The organism is Streptomyces sp. NRRL S-378 (assembly GCF_000720645.1).
Classification (GTDB): Bacteria; Actinomycetota; Actinomycetes; order Streptomycetales; family Streptomycetaceae; genus Streptomyces.
In genome coordinates this window covers 1-16,899 of record NZ_JOBX01000039.1, presented here as the reverse complement: position 1 = coordinate 16,899, position 16,899 = coordinate 1, and the positions used below count along the sequence as shown (strand labels likewise).

Genomic DNA, 16,899 nt, shown 5'->3' with positions numbered 1-16,899 from the left:
CTCACCCCGCGGGGGCCGTCTCCTTCGCGCCCAGGCCGGAGGCGAAGCCGTTGGCCCAGAGCTGGTTGACGCGCGCCCGCTCGGTGGAGTTCGGGGTGGCGTTCTGACACGAGGTGCCCGGGCCGCCGCCCGACATCAGCTCGCTGCACGGGCCGGAGTAGTGGTCCGGCAGACCCAGCACGTGGCCGGTCTCGTGCGAGGTCACCCGGGTGGAGTTGTACTGCTGGTTCTGCCGGTAGTCGAGGAAGATGTAGCCCCGTCCGTGCCCGTCCGTGCTCGCGTACGAGCCGCGTGAGTCGTTGCCCTCGCGGTAAGAGAAGTTCCCGCCGGAGGACACCTCCTGCAGCTTGACGTTGGTCACCGAGCTGTTCCAGATGCGGGTGGAGTTGGCTATCTGGGTACGGAAGCTGGGCGCGTTGCGGGTGTTGTACGTGACGGTGACGGCGAGGGCGCCGGGGTTCGCGGCGCGCTGCTCGGCGACCGAGCGCTGCACGGCCTCGAAGAAGGCCCGGTTGGCGGCCTCGTTCTGCGGCGAACGCTCGTACGCCGCGTAGCTCGCGGCATTGCCGACGGGGGCGGGCGCGGCGGCGGCGGCGGGGACGGCGCCGAGGGTGGCGGCGAGACCGATGCCGACGGCGGTCGCCAGCAGGGCCTTACGGGAGTGGCGCATGTGGGGGAGCTCCTACTCATCCGGTGCGGTGGGGGGTGGGTCGTTCGGTACCGGAGTCTGCGGGAGCGGAACGGGCCGGCGGATGATGTCACTGGCCGATAGCACCGGCCTATCGCGGAGATTTCGACAGCCCAACTAGCGTGAGAATGGCGGGATTCGGGGGGCTATCGGTGACTGGTGCGGCCCCACGGGCCCGTCCTACCCTCGGGGCATGGAGCTTGAGGTCAGGCACCTGCGCGCGCTGTGCGCCATCGCCGACGCCGGCAGCCTGCACAAGGCCGCCCGGCAACTCGGCGTGAGCCAGCCCTCGTTGACGACCCAGTTACGCCGCATCGAACGGGCCCTGGACGGCGAGCTGTTCCTGCGCGAGCGCACCGGCTGCCGGCCCACTCCTTTCGGTCACACCGTCCTCGGCCGGGCCCGGCCCCTCCTCGCCGACATGGCCGCGCTGGTGGCGGAGGCCCGCGCCCAGGCCCACGGCCCCCGGCTGCGCATCGGCTCGACGGCCAGCCGGGCGCTGCCCGGGTGGCTGCGGCGCCTCCACCGGCGGCTGCCCGACACCGAGACCTCCCTGCTGGTGGACGTCTCCGCGAACGCGCTGCTCAGGATGGTGGCGGCGGGACAGCTGGACGTGGCGTTCGTGCACGAGGTGGAGGGCAGCCCGCTGCGGGTGCCCGAGGGGCTCCAGACGCACGTGCTGATGGAACGCGAGCCGCAGTTCGTCTCGATGCCCAGGGACCACCCCGCCGCGCGGCAGGAGATCGTCTCCTTAGGAGACCTGGCCGCCGACCGCTGGGCCGTCGACCCCTCGGTCGACGGCGAATGGGACGGCCTGCGCCGGGTCTTCGCCGGCGCCGGGCTCGACCCGCCGGTACTGCACACCGACTACCACACGGCGACCTCGCTGATCATCTCCGGCGAGGCGGTCGCGCCCTGCCAGCCGACCTCGGGGCCGCGCGAGGACATGGCGATCAGGCCGCTGTGCGGGGACCCCCTGGCCGTGCGGCTGCTGCTGGCGACCCGCCCGGGCGCGCACGCCGAGGTCTACGAGGACCTCCGCGCGGCCTACCGCGAGGCCGCCCTGCGCACGCCCCCGTACCGGGCGTGGCTCCACCACCACGCGAGCCCCCTGCTGGAGGCGGCCTGACCTCCGCCGGGCCTGCCGCTCGGCCGGCTAGTTCCGCGCGCGGACCCGGTCGTAGGCCAGCGAGAGGGTCCCCTGGGCCAGCAGGAGGGCGCCCGCCGCGGCCCACGCGGGGCTGTGGCGCCGGGCCGCCCACGCCAGGAGCGGAGCCCCCGCCACGATCTGGGCCGCGCCCAGCAGCCGGGCCTTCGGGCCCCGGACCCACGGGCCCAGCGGGCCCGCGTCCACGGCGTCGCACTCGGCCCGCACGGCGTCGCGCCAGCCCGACCACTCCACCGTCTCGACGTCCGGTGCCACCCGGGCCGCGCCCCGCAGCCGGTCGGCCGGTTCGCCCGGCGTCAGGCCGGGCGGCAGGGACAGGCCGGCGCGCGTCAGCAGCGCCGTCAGCCCGCGCAGCCGGACCGCACCGTCCACGCCCGGCGCGGCGTCGGGGCGGGTGAGCCGCTCCAGCTCCTCCAGGTCGAGTACGGGATCCAGCCCGAGCCGCGCGGCCAGGGTCCGCATCGCATCGGGCTCGCCCGCCGCCCGTCCGGCGGCGTCCCACTCCTGGGCGACGGTCCGCCGGAAGCCGCCTGCCAGCACGAACCCGGCGCGGCCGCCCTCCCACCACAGGCTGAGCACCGGCCAGTTGGTACCGGTGGCGAGCGCGGTTCCCCAGCCGGTGAACACCTCGGCCGCGCTCCCGCCCTCCCTCCACGGCTTGTCCTCGGGTACGAGCACGGTCCACGAACCGGCCGGGGCGAGCAGCAGGCGTACGCGCAGCAGGTGCGCGGGGGAGCGCGCCGCGACGGGTTCGGTACGGCAGAGCAGCATTCCGCCGGTCGGGGTCCTGGAAATTGACATGCTCACACGCTAAGGCAAATCACCCCCAAATGGCGGATTGCGGCACTCTGCTTGACTTCGCCCAACCGCGATATATCGTGTTCTTCACAAGACGCGATATGTTGCGTGCGTCGAGCCCCGTCCGTGAACGCACGAGGAGGATCAGCACCATGTCAGAGCAGTCGTCCCAGCCGTCGCGGTCGACGTGGCACTTCGCCGAGCCGCAGAAGCTCACCTTCGAGGAGCCGGTCACCGAGCTCCGCGTGCGCGTCGTCAGCGGCACCGTCAACGTGGTCGCCGCCGAGGAGGGCCCGGCCCGCCTGGAAGTCACCGAGGTCGACGGCCCGCCCCTGTACGTCGTGCAGGAGGACGGCGTCCTCACCGTCTCCTACGAGGACCTGCCCTGGAACGGCTCCCAGGGCCTCAAGCAGTGGTTCGAGGACAAGCCGTGGAAGGCCTGGTCCGGTTCCTCCTCCGGCCGCAAGGTGTGGGAGCGCCGTGCGGCCGTCACCCTCACCGTGCCCGCCGCCACCCGGGTCCACGTGGCCACGGTCGACGCCACCGCCTTCGTCTCCGGCATCTCGGCCGCCACCGACGTCAAGGGGGTCTCCGGCGACGCCACGCTGGTCGGGCTCTCCGGCCGGATCAAGGCGCACACCGTCTCGGGCAGCGTCGAGGCCCAGTCCGTCACCGGTGACTTCGGCTTCCACTCGGTCTCCGGCGGCCTGACCGTCGTCGACGGCGCGGGCGTGAGCGTGCGCGCCGACTCGGTCAGCGGCGACATGCTGATCGACCTGGACCCCGGCCCGGCCGCCGAGCGGCCCGTGGACATCGCCCTGAACTCCGTCTCCGGTCAGGTCGCGATCCGCCTCCCGCACCCCGCCGACGCCCGCGTCGAGGCCAACACCGCCACCGGAGGCGTCTCCAACGCCTTCGAGGACCTGCGGGTCTCCGGCCAGCTCGGCGCCAAGCGGATCACCGGCACGCTCGGCTCGGGCGCCGGCACCCTGCGGGCCACCACGGTCTCCGGGTCCATCGCGCTGCTGCGCCGCCCGCAGGCGGACGCCGACGCCCCCGCCCCGCTCCCGCTCGACAAGAAGGTGCTCTGACATGCCGCCCGTCTTCGCCCACGGCCGCCTCCGCCTCTACCTCCTCAAGCTGCTGGACGAGGCCCCGCGCCACGGGTACGAGGTGATCCGCCTGCTGGAGGAACGCTTCCAGGGCCTGTACGCCCCCTCCGCCGGCACGGTCTACCCGCGTCTGTCCAAGCTGGAGGCGGAGGGCCTGGTCACGTACGCGACCGAAGGCGGGCGCAAGGTGTACTCCATCACCGAGGCGGGCCGCACCGAACTCGCCGACCGCAGCGGCGAACTGGCCGACCTGGAGCTGGAGATCCGCGACTCGGTCACCGAACTGGCCGCCGAGATCCGCAACGACGTACGGGGCGCCGCGGGTGACCTGCGGCGCGAGATGCGGGCGGCCGCCACCGCGTCGGCGGCCCAGGTGGGGGAGGAGGACTCCTGGAAGGCTGCCAGGGAAGAGCTGCGCAAGGCCAGGCAGGAGTGGAAGGAGCAGGCCCGCCGGGCGAAGGACGAGAGCCGCCGGGCCCGCGAGGAGGCGCAGGCGGCCCGCCGCCAGGCGAAAGAGGCCCAGGACCGGGCCCGCGAGGAGGTCCAGCGGATCGTGGGCCAGCTCCAGGAGCAGTTCGCCAGGTCCGGCGGCGTCCTGGGCGGTCTGGCCGGCGCCTGGCTCGGTGGGGGTTCCCATGGCACCGGTACGGCGGGCAGGCCCGGTGCGGCGGACGCGGACGGGGCTCCGGGCTGGGCCGCGGACCTGACGCCGACCGGCGAACCGGCCCGTGACCTGGACCGGCTGCTGGACCGCTTCCGCGACGAGGTGCGGGACGCGGCGCGGGACCACGGCGTGACCGCGGCCCGGGTGGCCGAGGCCCGCGACCATCTCGCGGCGGCCGCCGCCCGGCTGGGAACCACGTTCGCCCCCAAGCCGTAACCCGGCGCCTCAACGTCGGCGGGGCGCGACGCTGCGCGGCAGGGCGGAATGGTGGCTGGTGGGCCGCGAGGGCCCCCGTGGGAGCGATGGCCCGGGACACCCCGCCCCCCGTGGGAGCGGACGGCGGCGGCCGCTCCTCCGCCACCGCGCCGCAGGAGCGATCCGCTAGCCGTGGGCCTCGGCCCTCGCGTAGGTGATGCCGTGGTCCGTGAGGACTTCGGAAACCGTGCCGGGGCGCGAGAGCAGGGCCAGCAGCAGGTGCAGGGTGCCGATGTGCTTGTCCCCCCGGCCCAGTGCGATGCGCAGCGACTGCTCCAGGACCTTCTTCGAGCCCTGGGTGAAGGGGACGTGCCGGCTGCCGCCGCGGTCGTCCGGCTCGTCCCGGCCCAGCGCCGAGCGGAGCGAGGCGCCCAGGGTCCGGCGGCGCGGCGCGGGCGCCGCGAGCACGCCTTCGCCGTGGGCCTCCTCGATCCGCGAGACGATCTCGGTGAGATCGATGCCCAGTCCGGCCAGCGCCTCCTCGTCCGCCCGGGACATGCCGCCCCGGCGGCGGGCCGCCGCGAGGTCGGCGGCCACCGCCCCGCGGTCCGCGCCGAAGGGGTCCAGGGCGCCCAGGGCCAGCAGGGACAGCAGCAGGTGCTCCTCGGTGACGGTGGCGGCCCGGGCCTGCCGGGCCTCGGCCACCGCCCCGACGACGGTCGACCGGGCGTCACGGGTGAAGCGTTCGAACATCAGAGCCTCCCGTACTTCTTGTGCACGGCCTGCCGGCTCACGCCCAGCTCGGCCGCGATCTCCTGCCAGGACCACCCCTGCGCGCGGGCGCTGCGTACCTGGACGGCCTCCAGCTGCTCCAGCAGTCTTCGGAGTGCCGCCACGGCACGCAGGCCCACGCGCGGGTCACGGTCACCGGCCCGCTCGGCGAGATCAGTGGCTTCGGTCATGCGTGTCAATGTAGGTTGACGTGGGAGGTTCGTCAACCCTGGTTGACATCCAGGCGTGTCGGTGCGTCGGTGCGTCGGTGCGTCGGTGCGCCCGTGTGTCAGGCCGTCGGGCCGCGGGCCGTCAGGGCTTGAGGACGATCTTGCCGAAGAGGTCGCCCGCCGCGAGCTTCTCGAACCCCTCGCGCGCCCGGTCCAGCGGCAGCACCTCGTCGATGACCGGCCGCAGCCCGGTCGTGGCGCAGAAGGCGAGGAGGTCCTCCAGCTCGTCCTTCGAGCCCATGGTCGAGCCGACGACCTTCAGCTCCAGGAAGAAGATCCGGGTCAGCTCGGCGTGCGCCGGGCGGTCGCCGCTCGTGGCGCCGGAGATCACCAGGGTGCCGCCGGGACGCAGCGACTTCACCGAGTGGGACCAGGTGGCCGCACCCACCGTCTCGATCACCGCGTCCACCCGCTGCGGCAGCCGCGCGCCCGGCTCGAACGCCTCCACCGCGCCGAGCTCCACGGCCCGCTTGCGCTTGGCCTCGTCCCGGCTGGTGGCGAAGACCCGCAGGCCGGCCGCCTTGCCGAGGGCGATCGCGGCGGTCGCGACACCGCCGCCCGCGCCCTGGACCAGGACGGAGTCCCCGGGGCGGACCCCGGCGTTGGTGAAGAGCATCCGGTACGCGGTCAGCCAGGCCGTCGGAAGGCAGGCGGCCTCCTCGAAGGAGAGCTCGGCGGGCTTGCGCAGCACGTTCCAGGCGGGGACGGTCACCTGCTCGGCGAAGGTGCCCTGGTAGCGCTCCGTCAGGATGGAGCGGGGCTCGTCCGGGCCGACCCCGTGGCCGCTCTGGCCGATCACGGAGTGCAGGACGACCTCGTTGCCGTCCTGGTCGATCCCGGCCGCGTCGCAGCCGAGGATCATGGGGAGGCTCTCCTCCCCGATGCCGACCCCGCGCAGCGACCACAGGTCGTGGTGGTTGAGGGAGGCGGCCTTGACGTTCACGGTCACCCAGCCGGGCCGGGCCTGCGGAGCGGGGCGGTCGCCCAGCACAAGGCCGTTCAGCGGCTGGTCACGGTCGATTCGGGCGGCGTAGGCAGCGAACATGCCGCGACGCTACCGCTCGGTAGGGCCCTGGTTCCAGACCTCCCGTGACCGCGCGGGTGAGGCCTTCGTCGCACCGCGGGGCCCGCAGAGGACGAGAGGCCCGGCCGGAGGGGATCCGGTCGGGCCTCGTCGCGTACCGCTCGGGTGCCGGGTCAGGCCAGGCGGGCCACGCCGTCCGCCTTCGCGGCCGCGGCGACGGCCGCGGCGACGGCCTCCGCGACGCGCTCGTCGAACGGCGACGGGATCACGTAGTCGGCGGCGAGCTCGTCACCCACGACACCGGCGATGGCGTCGGCGGCGGCGATCTTCATGCCCTCGGTGATCCGGGTGGCGCGCACCTTGAAGGCGCCCGCGAAGATGCCCGGGAACGCGAGCACGTTGTTGATCTGGTTCGGGAAGTCCGAACGGCCCGTGGCCACGACCGCCGCGTACTTGTGCGCGACGTCCGGGTGGACCTCCGGGTTCGGGTTGGCCATGGCGAAGACGAACGCGTCCTTCGCCATCGTGGCCACCGCCTCCTCGGCGACGGAGCCGCCGGAGACGCCGATGAACACGTCCGCGCCGGCCAGGGCCTGCTCCAGCGAGCCGGTCTGGCCCGTCTTGTTGGTCAGGCCCGCGATCTCCGCCTTGACGTCCGTCAGGTCGGAGCGGTCCGCGGACACGACGCCCTTGCGGTCCGTGACGCAGACGTCGCCGATGCCCGCGTCCACCAGGATCTTGGCGATGGCGATGCCCGCCGCGCCCGCGCCCGCGATCACGGCGCGCAGGTCACCGAGGGTGCGACCGGTGAGCTTGGCGGCGTTGCGCAGTGCGGCCAGCGTCACGATGGCCGTGCCGTGCTGGTCGTCGTGGAAGATCGGGATGTCCAGTGCCTCCTGGAGGCGCCGCTCGATCTCGAAGCAGCGGGGGGCGGAGATGTCCTCCAGGTTCACCCCGCCGAAGGACGGCGCCAGACGGATGACCGTCTCGACGATCTCGTCCGTGTCCTTGGTGGCGAGTGCGATCGGGACCGCGTCCACACCACCGAACTGCTTGAAGAGGATGGCCTTGCCCTCCATCACGGGGAGGGAGGCTTCCGGGCCGATATCACCGAGGCCGAGCACGGCCGTACCGTCGGTGACGACGGCGACCACGTTGGACTTCCAGGTGTACTCGTTCACCAGCTCCGGCTGCTCGGCGATGGCGGTGCACACCTTCGCCACGCCCGGGGTGTACGCCAGGGACAGGTCGTCCTTGTCGTTGACCGGAACCGTGGCCTGGATGGCCATCTTGCCGCCCCGGTGCAGTGCGAACACCGCGTCGGGGTTGTTGTCCGTCGCACTGTCGCTGCGAGGGTTGACGATCTCCGCTGCCACTTCGTGTGACCCCTTAATTCCTTATGTTCGTTGAGGGTGGCCACTCCTGGTTAAGGGGTGGGCGGGCACCGCGTCCGTACTCCGCATCGACGGTTGGCCCGTCTCCGCGAAGGGGAGGTTCGTACGCGCGGGCGCGCCGCACGCGCGCCCTGAGCCCCGGATGAGGGGTGTAAGGATCTGTTCTACCCGAAGAACACTCGCTCAGACGAGTCGATTCCGGCTCAACCGTAGGTCAACTGCCCGCCTTTTGGCGAAAAGTCCAAACCTTGCCGTCCGGTGGGCGAGACGCCCCGGAGAAACTGCGCCCAAAAGGCCTGGTCACAGCAGTATCTGCGGCCTCGAACCCCCTTGCCCGCAGTCCTGTTGGCCTACCCGGGTCGCCCGTTATGCGATTTTGACCTGACGGGCAGCCTGAATGTCTCAGTCCGAATGGCAAGATGCCGTAATCACACAAGGTCGCGACACTCGATGGTGCGTGTCCGACCGTTTTTCGATGCTTTTCCACCCCTGTCGGAGGAACCAAGCCATGACCGCTAGCACCACCCGTCGTACGACCGCCGCCCGGTCCCGGATCGCCGCGGTCGGCGCGATCGCGGTCGCCGGCGCCCTGATCCTCACCGGCTGTGGCGACCAGACCGACAAGGCGACCTCGACCCCGTCGGGTGCGGCGAACAACAGCAGCGCCCCGCTCTTCTCCAAGCTCCCGAAGAAGATCCAGGACGCCGGTGTCATCAAGGTCGGCACCGACGCGACCTACGCGCCGATGGAGTTCACCGAGGGTGGCAAGATCGTCGGCGTCGACCCGGACGTGGCGGCGGCCCTGAGCAAGCAGCTCGGCGTCCCGTTCAAGTTCGAGTCGGGCACCTTCGACACGCTGATCGGCAGCATGCAGACCGGCCGCAGCGACCTGGTCATGTCCTCCCTCACCGACACCAAGGCCCGCCAGGAGGGCCTGGACGACAAGGGCGCCAAGACCGGTGCGGGCGTCGACTTCGTCGACTACTTCTCCGCCTCGACCGGCATCCTGGTCAAGAAGGGCAACCCGCAGGGCATCAAGACCCTCGACGACCTGTGTGGCAAGACGGTCGCCGTCCAGCGCGGCACCACGTACGAGGAGTCCGCCAAGACCCAGGCCGAGAAGTGCAAGACGGACGGCAAGGGCGAGCTCAAGATCGAGTCCTTCCCGACCGACGCCGAGGCCCAGACCCGCGTGAAGGCCGGTGGCGCCGCCGCGGACCTGAACGACTCCCCGGTCGCCGCGTACATCGCGCAGACCGCCGGCGGCGGCAACGACTTCGAGGCCATCGCCAACCCGACCGACGCCGGCCTCTTCGGCATCGCGGTGGACAAGAAGAACACCGAGCTGCGCGACGCGCTCAAGGAAGCCCTCGACGCGATCATCAAGGACGGCACCTACAAGGCCGCCCTGGACAAGTGGAACGCCGGCTCCGGCGCCGTCACCGAGGCCAAGATCAACGCCGGTTCCTGACCTCCGCGTACCACCGCAGCACACTGAAGGGCAGTCACTGTGACTGACAAGCTCGACAAGGGCCCGGGCCCGGCGGACACCCCGCCGGCCGGGGCCCTCCCCCCCGAGGCGATCCGTGCCATCCCGGTCCGCCACTACGGCCGCTGGATCAGCGCCGTGGTCGTCATCGGCCTGGTCGTGGCGCTCGTCATCGCCTTCTCCCAGGGCAACGTCCGCTGGGCGACCGTGCCGGAGAAGCTGTTCGACCCCTCGATCCTGCGAGGCGTCGTCAACACGATCTGGATCAGCGTCACCGCCATGGCCCTGGGCTTGGCGCTCGGCGTCCTCTTCGCCGTCATGCGCCTGTCGAAGAACCCGGTGACCAGCACCATCGCCTGGTTCTACATCTGGCTCTTCCGCGGCACCCCGGTGTACGTGCAGCTCCTCATCTGGTTCAACCTCGCCCTGATCTTCCCGATCCTGAACCTCGGGTTCTACAAGGACGAGATGACCCAGGTCATGACGCCGTTCCTGGCGGCCCTGCTGGGTCTCGGCCTCAACGAGGGCGCGTACATGGCGGAGATCGTCCGCGCCGGCATCCAGTCGGTCGACGAGGGCCAGACCGAGGCCTCGCACGCGCTGGGCATGACCCGGACGCAGACCATGCGCCGTGTCGTCCTGCCGCAGGCCATGCGGGTGATCGTGCCTCCGACGGGCAACGAGTTCATCAACATGCTCAAGACGTCGTCGCTCGTCGTCGCCGTGCAGTACTTCGACCTGCTGCGCGCCGCGCAGGACATCGCCTCCACCTCGTTCGCGGTCATGGAGATGTTCTTCGTCGCCTCGATCTGGTACCTCGCGCTGACCAGCGTGTTCAGCGTCGGCCAGTACTACCTGGAGCGCCGCTACGCCCGTGGCGCGCTCCGCACCCTGCCGCCCACGCCGCTGCAGAAGATCAAGGCGAAGCTGTCCAGCTTCTCGAACAGCAAGGCGGTGGCCTGATGACTGCCATGGTGAAGGCCGAGGGCGTCCACAAGTCCTACGGCGCGGCGCACATCCTCAAGGGCATCGACCTGGAGGTCGCCCCGCGTGAGGTGTTCTGCCTGGTCGGCCCGTCCGGCTCCGGCAAGTCGACCTTCCTGCGGTGCATCAACCACCTGGAGCAGATCAACGCCGGACGGCTCTACGTCGACGGGGACCTCGTCGGCTACCGCCAGAAGGGCGACAAGCTCTACGAGCTGAAGGACAGCGAGGTCGCGGCGCAGCGCCGGGACATCGGCATGGTCTTCCAGCGCTTCAACCTGTTCCCGCACATGACGGCCGTAGAGAACGTCATGGAAGCGCCGGTCATGGTGAAGGGCGAGTCCAAGGCGGTGGCGCGCGAGCGCGCCATCCGCCTCCTGGACCGGGTGGGCCTTGGCGAGAAGGGCGGGAACTACCCCTCCCAGCTCTCCGGCGGCCAGCAGCAGCGCGTGGCGATCGCCCGGGCGCTCGCCATGGAGCCGAAGCTGATGCTCTTCGACGAGCCGACCTCGGCCCTCGACCCCGAGCTGGTCGGTGACGTCCTGGACGTCATGCGGGACCTCGCCGAGTCGGGCATGACCATGATCGTCGTCACCCACGAGATGGGCTTCGCCCGCGAGGTCGGCGACAACCTCGTCTTCATGGACGGCGGCGTCGTGGTCGAGTCGGGTCACCCCCGCGACGTGCTGGGCAACCCCCAGCACGAGCGGACGAAGGCCTTCCTCTCCAAGGTGCTGTAGACGGCGGCGCCGGGCGCCGCACGCGGACACGGCCGAGGGCGGTACGGGTATCCGTACCGCCCTCGGCCGTGTCCGCGTCCTGGGTGCGCCCGCGTTCCGGATTCCCTACTTCAGACCTAGGACCAGAGCGTCCGAGGGCGAGCGCCAGACCGTACGGGCCTCCGCGAAGCCCGCGGCGCGCAGCGTCTCGGCGTGCCAGGCCGCGGAAGGGGTGTCGCCGTCGGCGTGCTCCCCGTAGATCTCGAAGCGGCGGGCGGTGGGCTCGGCCAGCGCCGGGTCGGCGGCGGCCAGGGCCCACCACTCGCGCCAGTCGACCGCCCCGGCGGCCCTGGCCCGGTCCATGCCGGCGTGCCGGTGGGCGCGCTCGGCGGCGTTGATGCGCGGGGTGGCCGGGTCGGGCATGTGGTCGGCGTTCATGAACGCCCCGCCGGGCACCAGCAGGGGGGCGAGCTGCCCGTACAGCACGGCCAGCTCCTCGCTGTGCAGCCAGTGCAGGGCGGTGGCGGTCAGGATGACGTCGTAGCTGCCGTGGGGGAGGGCCGCGTGCCAGTCGGGATCCTTGAGGTCGGCGGTCACGAACGAGACGCGCGCGTCCCCGCAGAAGTGGCCCCGGGCGATGGTCAGCAGCGCGGGGTCGAGATCGACGCCCGTGCTGGTGGCTCCCGGGAACCGCTTGAGGACGCGGTCCGTAATACTTCCCGTACCGCATGCGAGATCCAGCACCCGGGGGGTGGGGCCCACCAGCGCCTCGACCATGTCCAGCATCACCCGGAACCGCTCCTCGCGGTCGGGCATGTACCACTCCTGCTGGCGGTCCCAGCTGTCCTGCCAGGCCTGCCAGTCGGTGCCGGCGGCCCGCCCCGCGCCGGTCGCGTCCGCCGTGTCCGTCGCATCAGCCATCCCGAACCCCTCCCTACGTAATACCCTCGAATGCGTCTCAGCTGTTACGAGAGACCCTAATCCGCAGCCGTAAGGACTACAAGTGGAACTGGCCCATTACTCGGACTTCGCCGTGCGCCTGGTCAACACCGAGGAGCCGGCCCGCAACAAGGACGCGCTCACCTCGGTGGACGCCGTCCGCGCCCTGTTCGGCGCCAGCCAGCAGATGGCCCGCCGCGTCACGGACACCGACGTCACCCGCTTCCGCAACGTGCGTGGCCGGCTGCGGGCCGTCTTCGAAGCCGCCGACGGCGGCGACCACGTCCTCGCCGTCGACCTGCTGAACTCCCTGCTCATGGAGTTCCCGGTCAGCCCGCAGGTCTCCGGCCATCAGACCCTCGACGAGACCGGACGCCCCGACTGGCACATCCACCTCGCCGACCACCCCTCTAACGCCTCCGCCGGCTACGCCGCCATCGCGTCCTTCGGCCTGGCCTTCCACCTCACCGAGCACGGCCCCGACCGCCTCGGCCTGTGCCAGGCCGCGCCCTGCCGCAACGCCTACCTCGACACCTCCACCAACCGCTCCCGGCGCTACTGCTCCGACCGCTGCGCCACCCGCGCGAACGTGGCCGCCTACCGCGCCCGCAAGCGGCTGGAGGCCGAGGAGTCGGCGCGCAGCACGCGCAGCGACGACGCCGCCCAGGACAGCCGGGCCCTCAGCGAGCGCTGACCCTCCTCGCGCGGCCTGAAGCGCAGCACCGCCGTCGCCAGCACCAGCTCGCCGGGCACCGGCCCGTAGACGGTGCTGTCGCCGGTCTCGTTGTACGGGTTGTCGCCGAGCACCCACCACGAGCCGCCGGGGCGCCGCTCGACCGCGCGTTTCACCACGAGCAGGTCCTGCTGGAACGGGTGGCGCAGCACCACGACGGCACCCGGCCGGACGGGGGCCCCGTAGCGGACCACGAGCCGGTCGCCGTCCAGCAGCGTGGGCACCATCGACGGGCCCGTCACCTCCACCACCTCGAACCGCTTGCGCGGGCGGGCGCTCTCCACCATGCGTGTCCTCCTCGTCACTCCCGCATGCTGCCGCACGGCCCCGTACATTCGCTCACCGGTCCGGCCGTGACCCTGGACTTTTGTCCTAAGCCCATGGGGGCGCCCGCGAAATCCGGTTCCCCAGCGAGTAATGTCCCCCCTTGAGAAGACGATCACGAGGAGGACATACTCCATGCTTTCCCGCCTCTTCGCCCCCAAGGCGAAGGTCTCCGCCCACTGCGACCTGCCGTGCGGCGTGTACGACCCTGCCCAGGCCCGCATCGAGGCCGAGTCCGTCAAGGCCGTGCAGGAGAAGTACCAGGCCAACGACGACGCCGACTTCCGCGCGCGCGCCATCACCATCAAGGAGCAGCGCGCCGAGCTCGCCAAGCACCACGTCTCGGTGCTGTGGAGCGACTACTTCAAGCCGCCGCACTTCGAGAAGTACCCGCAGCTGCACACCCTGGTCAACGACACCCTGAAGGCCCTCTCGGCCGCCAAGGCGTCGAACGACCCGGCGACCGGCCAGAAGGCCCTCGACCTCATCGCCGAGATCGACCGCATCTTCTGGGAGACCAAGGCCGCCTGAGCCTTGCCGCCCCGCGCAGAGGGGCCCGTCCGCAGCAGCGGACGGGCCCCTCTGGCGTCTCCCGCCGGCGCCCTCACCATCGGCAGCCGGCGGACGTCACCGATTCGGCCAAACTACTCGTCCTCGTCGTCCAGCCGGGCCAGCCAGGTGGCCAGGCGTTCCACCGGAACCTCGAAGTCAGGGTTCAGGTCGACGAAGGTGCGCAGCTGCTCGGCGAGCCACTCGAAGGTGACCTCCTCCTCGCCGCGCCGCTTCTCCAGCTCCTCGATGCCGCGATCGGTGAAGTACAAGTCGGGCTCCGTGCCGTGATGTGGAAGGGGATGTGGATGTCGATGTGCAGGGAATGTTTCCCGCCAGGATAATCCGCGGCGTCCGCGAGACCTCCCGTTGCCGGTTCCGCCGACGCTAGCCTGGACGTCTCACCAGCGGGCGGGGGGCGCGGATGACCGACGGGCGCACGACCGGGACGGCGCGCGCCTTCGAGCTCCTCGAACCCCTCGTCCAAGCGGCGACGGTACGCGTCCACGCCCCGCCCGGCGGGTATGACAACCCCGGCAGCCATCGGACCGGTCCCACCTGGGGGAGCGGTTTCTTCATCGCCCCCGGCTGGGTCCTGACGTGCGCGCACGTGGTCGGCGAAGGGGGTGCCGCCGTGCGTCTGACGGGCCGCGAGGTCGGCATCACCTTCCACTCCGGCAGACCCCGCTACGGCGGCCCCGGCGCGCCCGGCGCCGTCACCGGCACCGTCACCGGCCGCGTGGAATGCGTACTGCCCGAGCGCCTGGAGGAGCGGCGACCCGCCCGGCACGCCCTGTGGGACCTGCCCGACCTGGCACTGATCAGGGTCCTGGCCCCCGTGTCGCACACCTGCGTCTGGCTCACCGACCGCTCCAGGCCCCGCTTCGACGAGGTCGCCTACTTCGGCTGCACCGAGGACCTCGGCACCCCCGAGATCACCGGCCGCACCACCCGACTGCGCGGCACCGCCGGGAACGGCGCCGCCATCCGTCTCGCCGACGACGACGAGATCGACCCCGGCATGTCCGGCGGACCCGTCGTGGACCTGGCCCGCGGGGAGGTCGTCGGCGTCGTCAAGGCCCGCCGGCACGCCGGAGGCGGCGGACTCGCCGTCTCCGTCGTCCAGCTGCGCACCCTCCCGATGCCCGCCCGCGGCCAGACCGGGCTCTACCGGCGGATCATGCAGGCCCACGACCTGTACCACTACGACCAGCACCTCAGCGACCTCGACAACCGCCGCACCTGGACCGACGTGCACGGCGAACTCCCACCGCAGGAGCACGACCCGTACGGCGGCCGCGGCCGGCTCACCCCGGGGGAGCGCACCACCCTGTGCGGACTCCTGGCCGAACTGCCCCCGCCGAGCTCCTCCGAGGCCGTACGGGCCCTGGTCGAGGCCGCCCGCGGCGAGGAACCGGACCCGCAGCCCCCGGCCCCGCTGAGCTGGCGCGACGGGCTCGGGCTGCTGCACGACCCGCCCGGCGGGACGGGCGAGGCCGCGGCCATGCTCCGTTACGCGACCGACGTCAGCGTGGCCGAGTACCGGGAGCCCCCGACACCGGGCGCCGACGAGGAGCTCTGGGACTGGGTACGGGCCACGGCCGAGCGGCTGTGGCGGCCCCTGCGCCGGGAACTGGGCGAGCGCCACGAGCGCGGCCTCGCGGAGCGGGAGCGCCGCCGCCGGGCCTCGGCCGGACGCACGGCCGGCGGCCCGGCCCGGCGCGCCGGGGGCCTGCCGCCCGGCGCCTCGGTCCTGCTGGAGGTGTGGGCGCACGGCTGGGAACACCTCTACGACTGGCGGGTCTCCGTCCTGGCGGGCCCGGCCCACCCCGGCCGGCTGACCCCCGTCGACTCGGGCGTACGGGCCACCGTGGGGGCCCTGCCCGAGCGGTTGCGGGCCCCGCTCGCCGAGGCCTTCCGGCGGTGCGACACCCACGTCGCGGCGGCCCTGCTCGAAGTGGCCGTGGCCCCGGAGCTGTTCGGGCTGGCCGTGGAGGACTGGGTGGTGGCCGGCGGCGTACCGCTCGGCGTGCAGCGGCCCGTGGTGCTGCGCCACCCCGGCGGCCGCGGCGCCCACGGTCCGGCCACCGGCCCGGGCGGGCCGGACGCCCACCCCGCGGATCACCCGGCGGACCATGAGGCGGACCACGGGGCGGGCCGGGCCGCCGCACGGTGGGCCCGGGTGCAGGCCGGACCGCTCCAGGACGAACGGGCCGACTGCGCCGGCGGCCGGCCGCGCGCACCCTCCGCCGCATGGCTGTCGGGCCTGCCGGACAGCACCGTCCCGGTGCACTGCCGGGCCGCCGACCAGGAGCCCACGCTCGGATCGCTGCACGCGGTACGGGACGCCGGCTACGGGGTCGCCGTGACCCGCAGGCCGCCGCCGGACCCCGGGGTGTCGTGCGCGCCGTTCCACCGCGGGCTGCGGGAGGAACTGGCCGAAGCCGGCCGGGCGGAGGTACTGCCGGTACGGCTCCAGACGTTGCGGGGGCGGGCGTACGGGGCGGACCCCGACGCCTACTGGGCGGCCGGAGCGGGGCTGGTGTGGGAGGACCCGGCGCGGCCGCTGCCGGACGTCGAGCCGCTCCACGGCGACCTGTGACGGAGCCCGGCCCGCCGGACTCGAGGGAGGGAACACGCAGCATGAACGACGACTGGCTCATCTACCGCGGGGTCGGCGAACCCCACGACGGGATCGACGCCCTGCCCGACCCGCCGCCCTGGCGGAACTTCGACGGCGGGCCCGTCGTGGAGCCGGGCCCGGCCGCCGCAGCCGCCGAGGGCAACGTGGCCCGGCGGCTCGGCGCCCACCGGCAGGCCGCCGAACTGCACCGGCCGGAGCCGGAGGAGCTGGAGGCCGTCAACGCGGCCCTGTACCTGCGGCGGCCGCTGCTCGTGACCGGCTTCCCCGGCACGGGGAAGTCCACCCTCGCGCACTCCGTCGCCCACGAGTTGAAGCTCGGGCGCGTACTGCGCTGGCCGGTCGTGTCGCGGACCGTCCTCCAGGACGGGCTCTACCGCTACGACGCCCTCGCCCGCCTCCAGGACGTGCAGCTCGCGGCGGGCGGCGCGGCGGCGGTAGGGGTGGCGGCAGGCGGGGTGGCGGGAGGCGGGGTTG

The 16,899-nt window shown here is 72.6% G+C and carries 19 protein-coding genes; 10 read left to right on the top strand and 9 right to left on the bottom strand.

Annotation, left to right across the window (positions count from 1 at the left end; translation table 11 throughout):
• Position 1: 1 nt before the first annotated feature.
• Complete coding sequence (gene snpA / locus IH80_RS0124975; RefSeq protein WP_030963452.1) at positions 2–670, bottom strand: snapalysin; 669 nt, start codon at positions 668–670, stop codon at positions 2–4.
• A gap of 211 nt (positions 671–881) precedes the next feature.
• Between snpA and IH80_RS0124970 the strand changes: the two genes are divergently transcribed.
• Positions 882–1,817: a LysR family transcriptional regulator gene (locus tag IH80_RS0124970; protein WP_030963450.1), complete on the top strand. Its 936-nt coding sequence runs from the start codon at positions 882–884 to the stop codon at positions 1,815–1,817.
• Positions 1,818–1,844: 27 nt separating this feature from the next.
• On the opposite strand, the gene IH80_RS0124965 is transcribed toward IH80_RS0124970, so the two are convergent.
• A complete protein-coding gene (locus IH80_RS0124965; protein WP_030963447.1) occupies positions 1,845–2,651 on the bottom strand; it encodes a hypothetical protein in 807 nt (268 codons plus the stop codon).
• Between the two features lie 155 nt (positions 2,652–2,806).
• Between IH80_RS0124965 and IH80_RS0124960 the strand changes: the two genes are divergently transcribed.
• Both IH80_RS0124960 and IH80_RS0124955 read left to right on the top strand, forming a co-directional pair.
• Positions 2,807–3,745 carry a DUF4097 family beta strand repeat-containing protein gene (locus IH80_RS0124960; protein ID WP_030963445.1) on the top strand — a complete coding sequence of 313 codons (939 nt, stop codon included), beginning with the start codon at positions 2,807–2,809 and terminating at the stop codon, positions 3,743–3,745.
• A 1-nt stretch (position 3,746) separates the two neighbouring features.
• Positions 3,747–4,646, top strand: coding sequence for a helix-turn-helix transcriptional regulator (locus IH80_RS0124955; protein ID WP_030963443.1), 900 nt, complete (start codon positions 3,747–3,749; stop codon positions 4,644–4,646).
• 165 nt (positions 4,647–4,811) lie between these two features.
• Here IH80_RS0124955 and IH80_RS0124950 read toward each other — a convergent pair whose 3' ends face one another.
• The 4 genes from IH80_RS0124950 to IH80_RS0124935 all read right to left on the bottom strand — a co-directional run bounded on the left by IH80_RS0124950 (position 4,812) and on the right by IH80_RS0124935 (position 8,026).
• Positions 4,812–5,378, bottom strand: coding sequence for a Clp protease N-terminal domain-containing protein (locus IH80_RS0124950; RefSeq protein WP_030963442.1), 567 nt, complete (start codon positions 5,376–5,378; stop codon positions 4,812–4,814).
• Complete coding sequence (locus tag IH80_RS0124945; protein WP_030013034.1) at positions 5,378–5,587, bottom strand: helix-turn-helix domain-containing protein; 210 nt, start codon at positions 5,585–5,587, stop codon at positions 5,378–5,380. The genes IH80_RS0124950 and IH80_RS0124945 overlap by 1 nt, the downstream gene beginning before the upstream one ends.
• Positions 5,588–5,708: 121 nt before the next feature.
• Positions 5,709–6,671, bottom strand: a complete 963-nt coding sequence (locus IH80_RS0124940) for a zinc-binding dehydrogenase (protein ID WP_030963441.1) — start codon at positions 6,669–6,671, stop codon at positions 5,709–5,711.
• 152 nt (positions 6,672–6,823) lie between these two features.
• Positions 6,824–8,026: an NAD(P)-dependent malic enzyme gene (locus IH80_RS0124935; protein WP_030963439.1), complete on the bottom strand. Its 1,203-nt coding sequence runs from the start codon at positions 8,024–8,026 to the stop codon at positions 6,824–6,826.
• A 526-nt stretch (positions 8,027–8,552) separates the two neighbouring features.
• Here IH80_RS0124935 and IH80_RS0124930 point away from each other — a divergent pair.
• The 3 genes from IH80_RS0124930 to IH80_RS0124920 are packed head-to-tail and all read left to right on the top strand — an operon-like array spanning position 8,553 to position 11,257.
• The gene (locus IH80_RS0124930) at positions 8,553–9,515 is read left to right on the top strand and encodes an ABC transporter substrate-binding protein (RefSeq protein WP_030963438.1); all 963 of its coding nucleotides are present in this window, start codon (positions 8,553–8,555) and stop codon (positions 9,513–9,515) included.
• A gap of 39 nt (positions 9,516–9,554) precedes the next feature.
• Positions 9,555–10,496: an amino acid ABC transporter permease gene (locus IH80_RS0124925; protein ID WP_030963437.1), complete on the top strand. Its 942-nt coding sequence runs from the start codon at positions 9,555–9,557 to the stop codon at positions 10,494–10,496.
• On the top strand, positions 10,496–11,257 hold the full coding sequence (locus IH80_RS0124920) for an amino acid ABC transporter ATP-binding protein (protein ID WP_030963436.1): 762 nt from the start codon (positions 10,496–10,498) through the stop codon (positions 11,255–11,257). Before IH80_RS0124925 ends, IH80_RS0124920 begins: the two co-directional genes overlap by 1 nt.
• Before the next feature lie 105 nt (positions 11,258–11,362).
• On the opposite strand, the gene IH80_RS0124915 is transcribed toward IH80_RS0124920, so the two are convergent.
• On the bottom strand, positions 11,363–12,157 hold the full coding sequence (locus IH80_RS0124915) for a class I SAM-dependent methyltransferase (protein WP_030963434.1): 795 nt from the start codon (positions 12,155–12,157) through the stop codon (positions 11,363–11,365).
• An 82-nt stretch (positions 12,158–12,239) separates the two neighbouring features.
• Between IH80_RS0124915 and IH80_RS0124910 the strand changes: the two genes are divergently transcribed.
• Positions 12,240–12,869 carry a CGNR zinc finger domain-containing protein gene (locus IH80_RS0124910; protein ID WP_030963433.1) on the top strand — a complete coding sequence of 210 codons (630 nt, stop codon included), beginning with the start codon at positions 12,240–12,242 and terminating at the stop codon, positions 12,867–12,869.
• Here IH80_RS0124910 and sodX read toward each other — a convergent pair.
• Positions 12,773–13,195, bottom strand: coding sequence for a nickel-type superoxide dismutase maturation protease (gene sodX / locus IH80_RS0124905; protein WP_030963432.1), 423 nt, complete (start codon positions 13,193–13,195; stop codon positions 12,773–12,775). The two genes, IH80_RS0124910 and sodX, sit on opposite strands and share 97 nt — an antisense overlap.
• A 172-nt stretch (positions 13,196–13,367) precedes the next feature.
• Here sodX and sodN point away from each other — a divergent pair, with 172 nt between their 5' ends.
• Positions 13,368–13,763, top strand: a complete 396-nt coding sequence (gene sodN / locus IH80_RS0124900) for a superoxide dismutase, Ni (protein WP_030036761.1) — start codon at positions 13,368–13,370, stop codon at positions 13,761–13,763.
• A 113-nt stretch (positions 13,764–13,876) separates the two neighbouring features.
• Here sodN and IH80_RS45420 read toward each other — a convergent pair whose 3' ends face one another.
• Positions 13,877–14,053 (bottom strand): DUF6104 family protein, encoded by a 177-nt coding sequence (locus IH80_RS45420; protein WP_097878907.1) that lies wholly within the window; start codon positions 14,051–14,053, stop codon positions 13,877–13,879.
• Positions 14,054–14,205: 152 nt separating this feature from the next.
• Between IH80_RS45420 and IH80_RS0124890 the strand changes: the two genes are divergently transcribed.
• Together IH80_RS0124890 and IH80_RS0124885 are read left to right on the top strand one after the other, a co-directional pair.
• Positions 14,206–16,383, top strand: a complete 2,178-nt coding sequence (locus IH80_RS0124890) for a trypsin-like peptidase domain-containing protein (protein WP_030963430.1) — start codon at positions 14,206–14,208, stop codon at positions 16,381–16,383.
• 41 nt (positions 16,384–16,424) lie between these two features.
• The coding region (locus tag IH80_RS0124885) for an AAA family ATPase (RefSeq protein WP_030963428.1) at positions 16,425–16,899 on the top strand (475 nt) is incomplete at its 3' end.

What these genes read in the sequence shown, in the direction of transcription:
- snpA (WP_030963452.1), bottom strand. Translation starts at nt 670, where the DNA reads ATGCGCCACTCCCGTAAGGCCCTGCTGGCGACCGCCGTCGGCATCGGT.
- IH80_RS0124970 (WP_030963450.1), top strand. Translation starts at nt 882, where the DNA reads ATGGAGCTTGAGGTCAGGCACCTGCGCGCGCTGTGCGCCATCGCCGAC.
- IH80_RS0124960 (WP_030963445.1), top strand. Translation starts at nt 2,807, where the DNA reads ATGTCAGAGCAGTCGTCCCAGCCGTCGCGGTCGACGTGGCACTTCGCC.
- IH80_RS0124955 (WP_030963443.1), top strand. Translation starts at nt 3,747, where the DNA reads ATGCCGCCCGTCTTCGCCCACGGCCGCCTCCGCCTCTACCTCCTCAAG.
- IH80_RS0124950 (WP_030963442.1), bottom strand. Translation starts at nt 5,378, where the DNA reads ATGTTCGAACGCTTCACCCGTGACGCCCGGTCGACCGTCGTCGGGGCG.
- IH80_RS0124945 (WP_030013034.1), bottom strand. Translation starts at nt 5,587, where the DNA reads ATGACCGAAGCCACTGATCTCGCCGAGCGGGCCGGTGACCGTGACCCG.
- IH80_RS0124940 (WP_030963441.1), bottom strand. Translation starts at nt 6,671, where the DNA reads ATGTTCGCTGCCTACGCCGCCCGAATCGACCGTGACCAGCCGCTGAAC.
- IH80_RS0124930 (WP_030963438.1), top strand. Translation starts at nt 8,553, where the DNA reads ATGACCGCTAGCACCACCCGTCGTACGACCGCCGCCCGGTCCCGGATC.
- IH80_RS0124920 (WP_030963436.1), top strand. Translation starts at nt 10,496, where the DNA reads ATGACTGCCATGGTGAAGGCCGAGGGCGTCCACAAGTCCTACGGCGCG.
- IH80_RS0124915 (WP_030963434.1), bottom strand. Translation starts at nt 12,157, where the DNA reads ATGGCTGATGCGACGGACACGGCGGACGCGACCGGCGCGGGGCGGGCC.
- sodX (WP_030963432.1), bottom strand. Translation starts at nt 13,195, where the DNA reads ATGGTGGAGAGCGCCCGCCCGCGCAAGCGGTTCGAGGTGGTGGAGGTG.
- sodN (WP_030036761.1), top strand. Translation starts at nt 13,368, where the DNA reads ATGCTTTCCCGCCTCTTCGCCCCCAAGGCGAAGGTCTCCGCCCACTGC.
- IH80_RS0124890 (WP_030963430.1), top strand. Translation starts at nt 14,206, where the DNA reads ATGACCGACGGGCGCACGACCGGGACGGCGCGCGCCTTCGAGCTCCTC.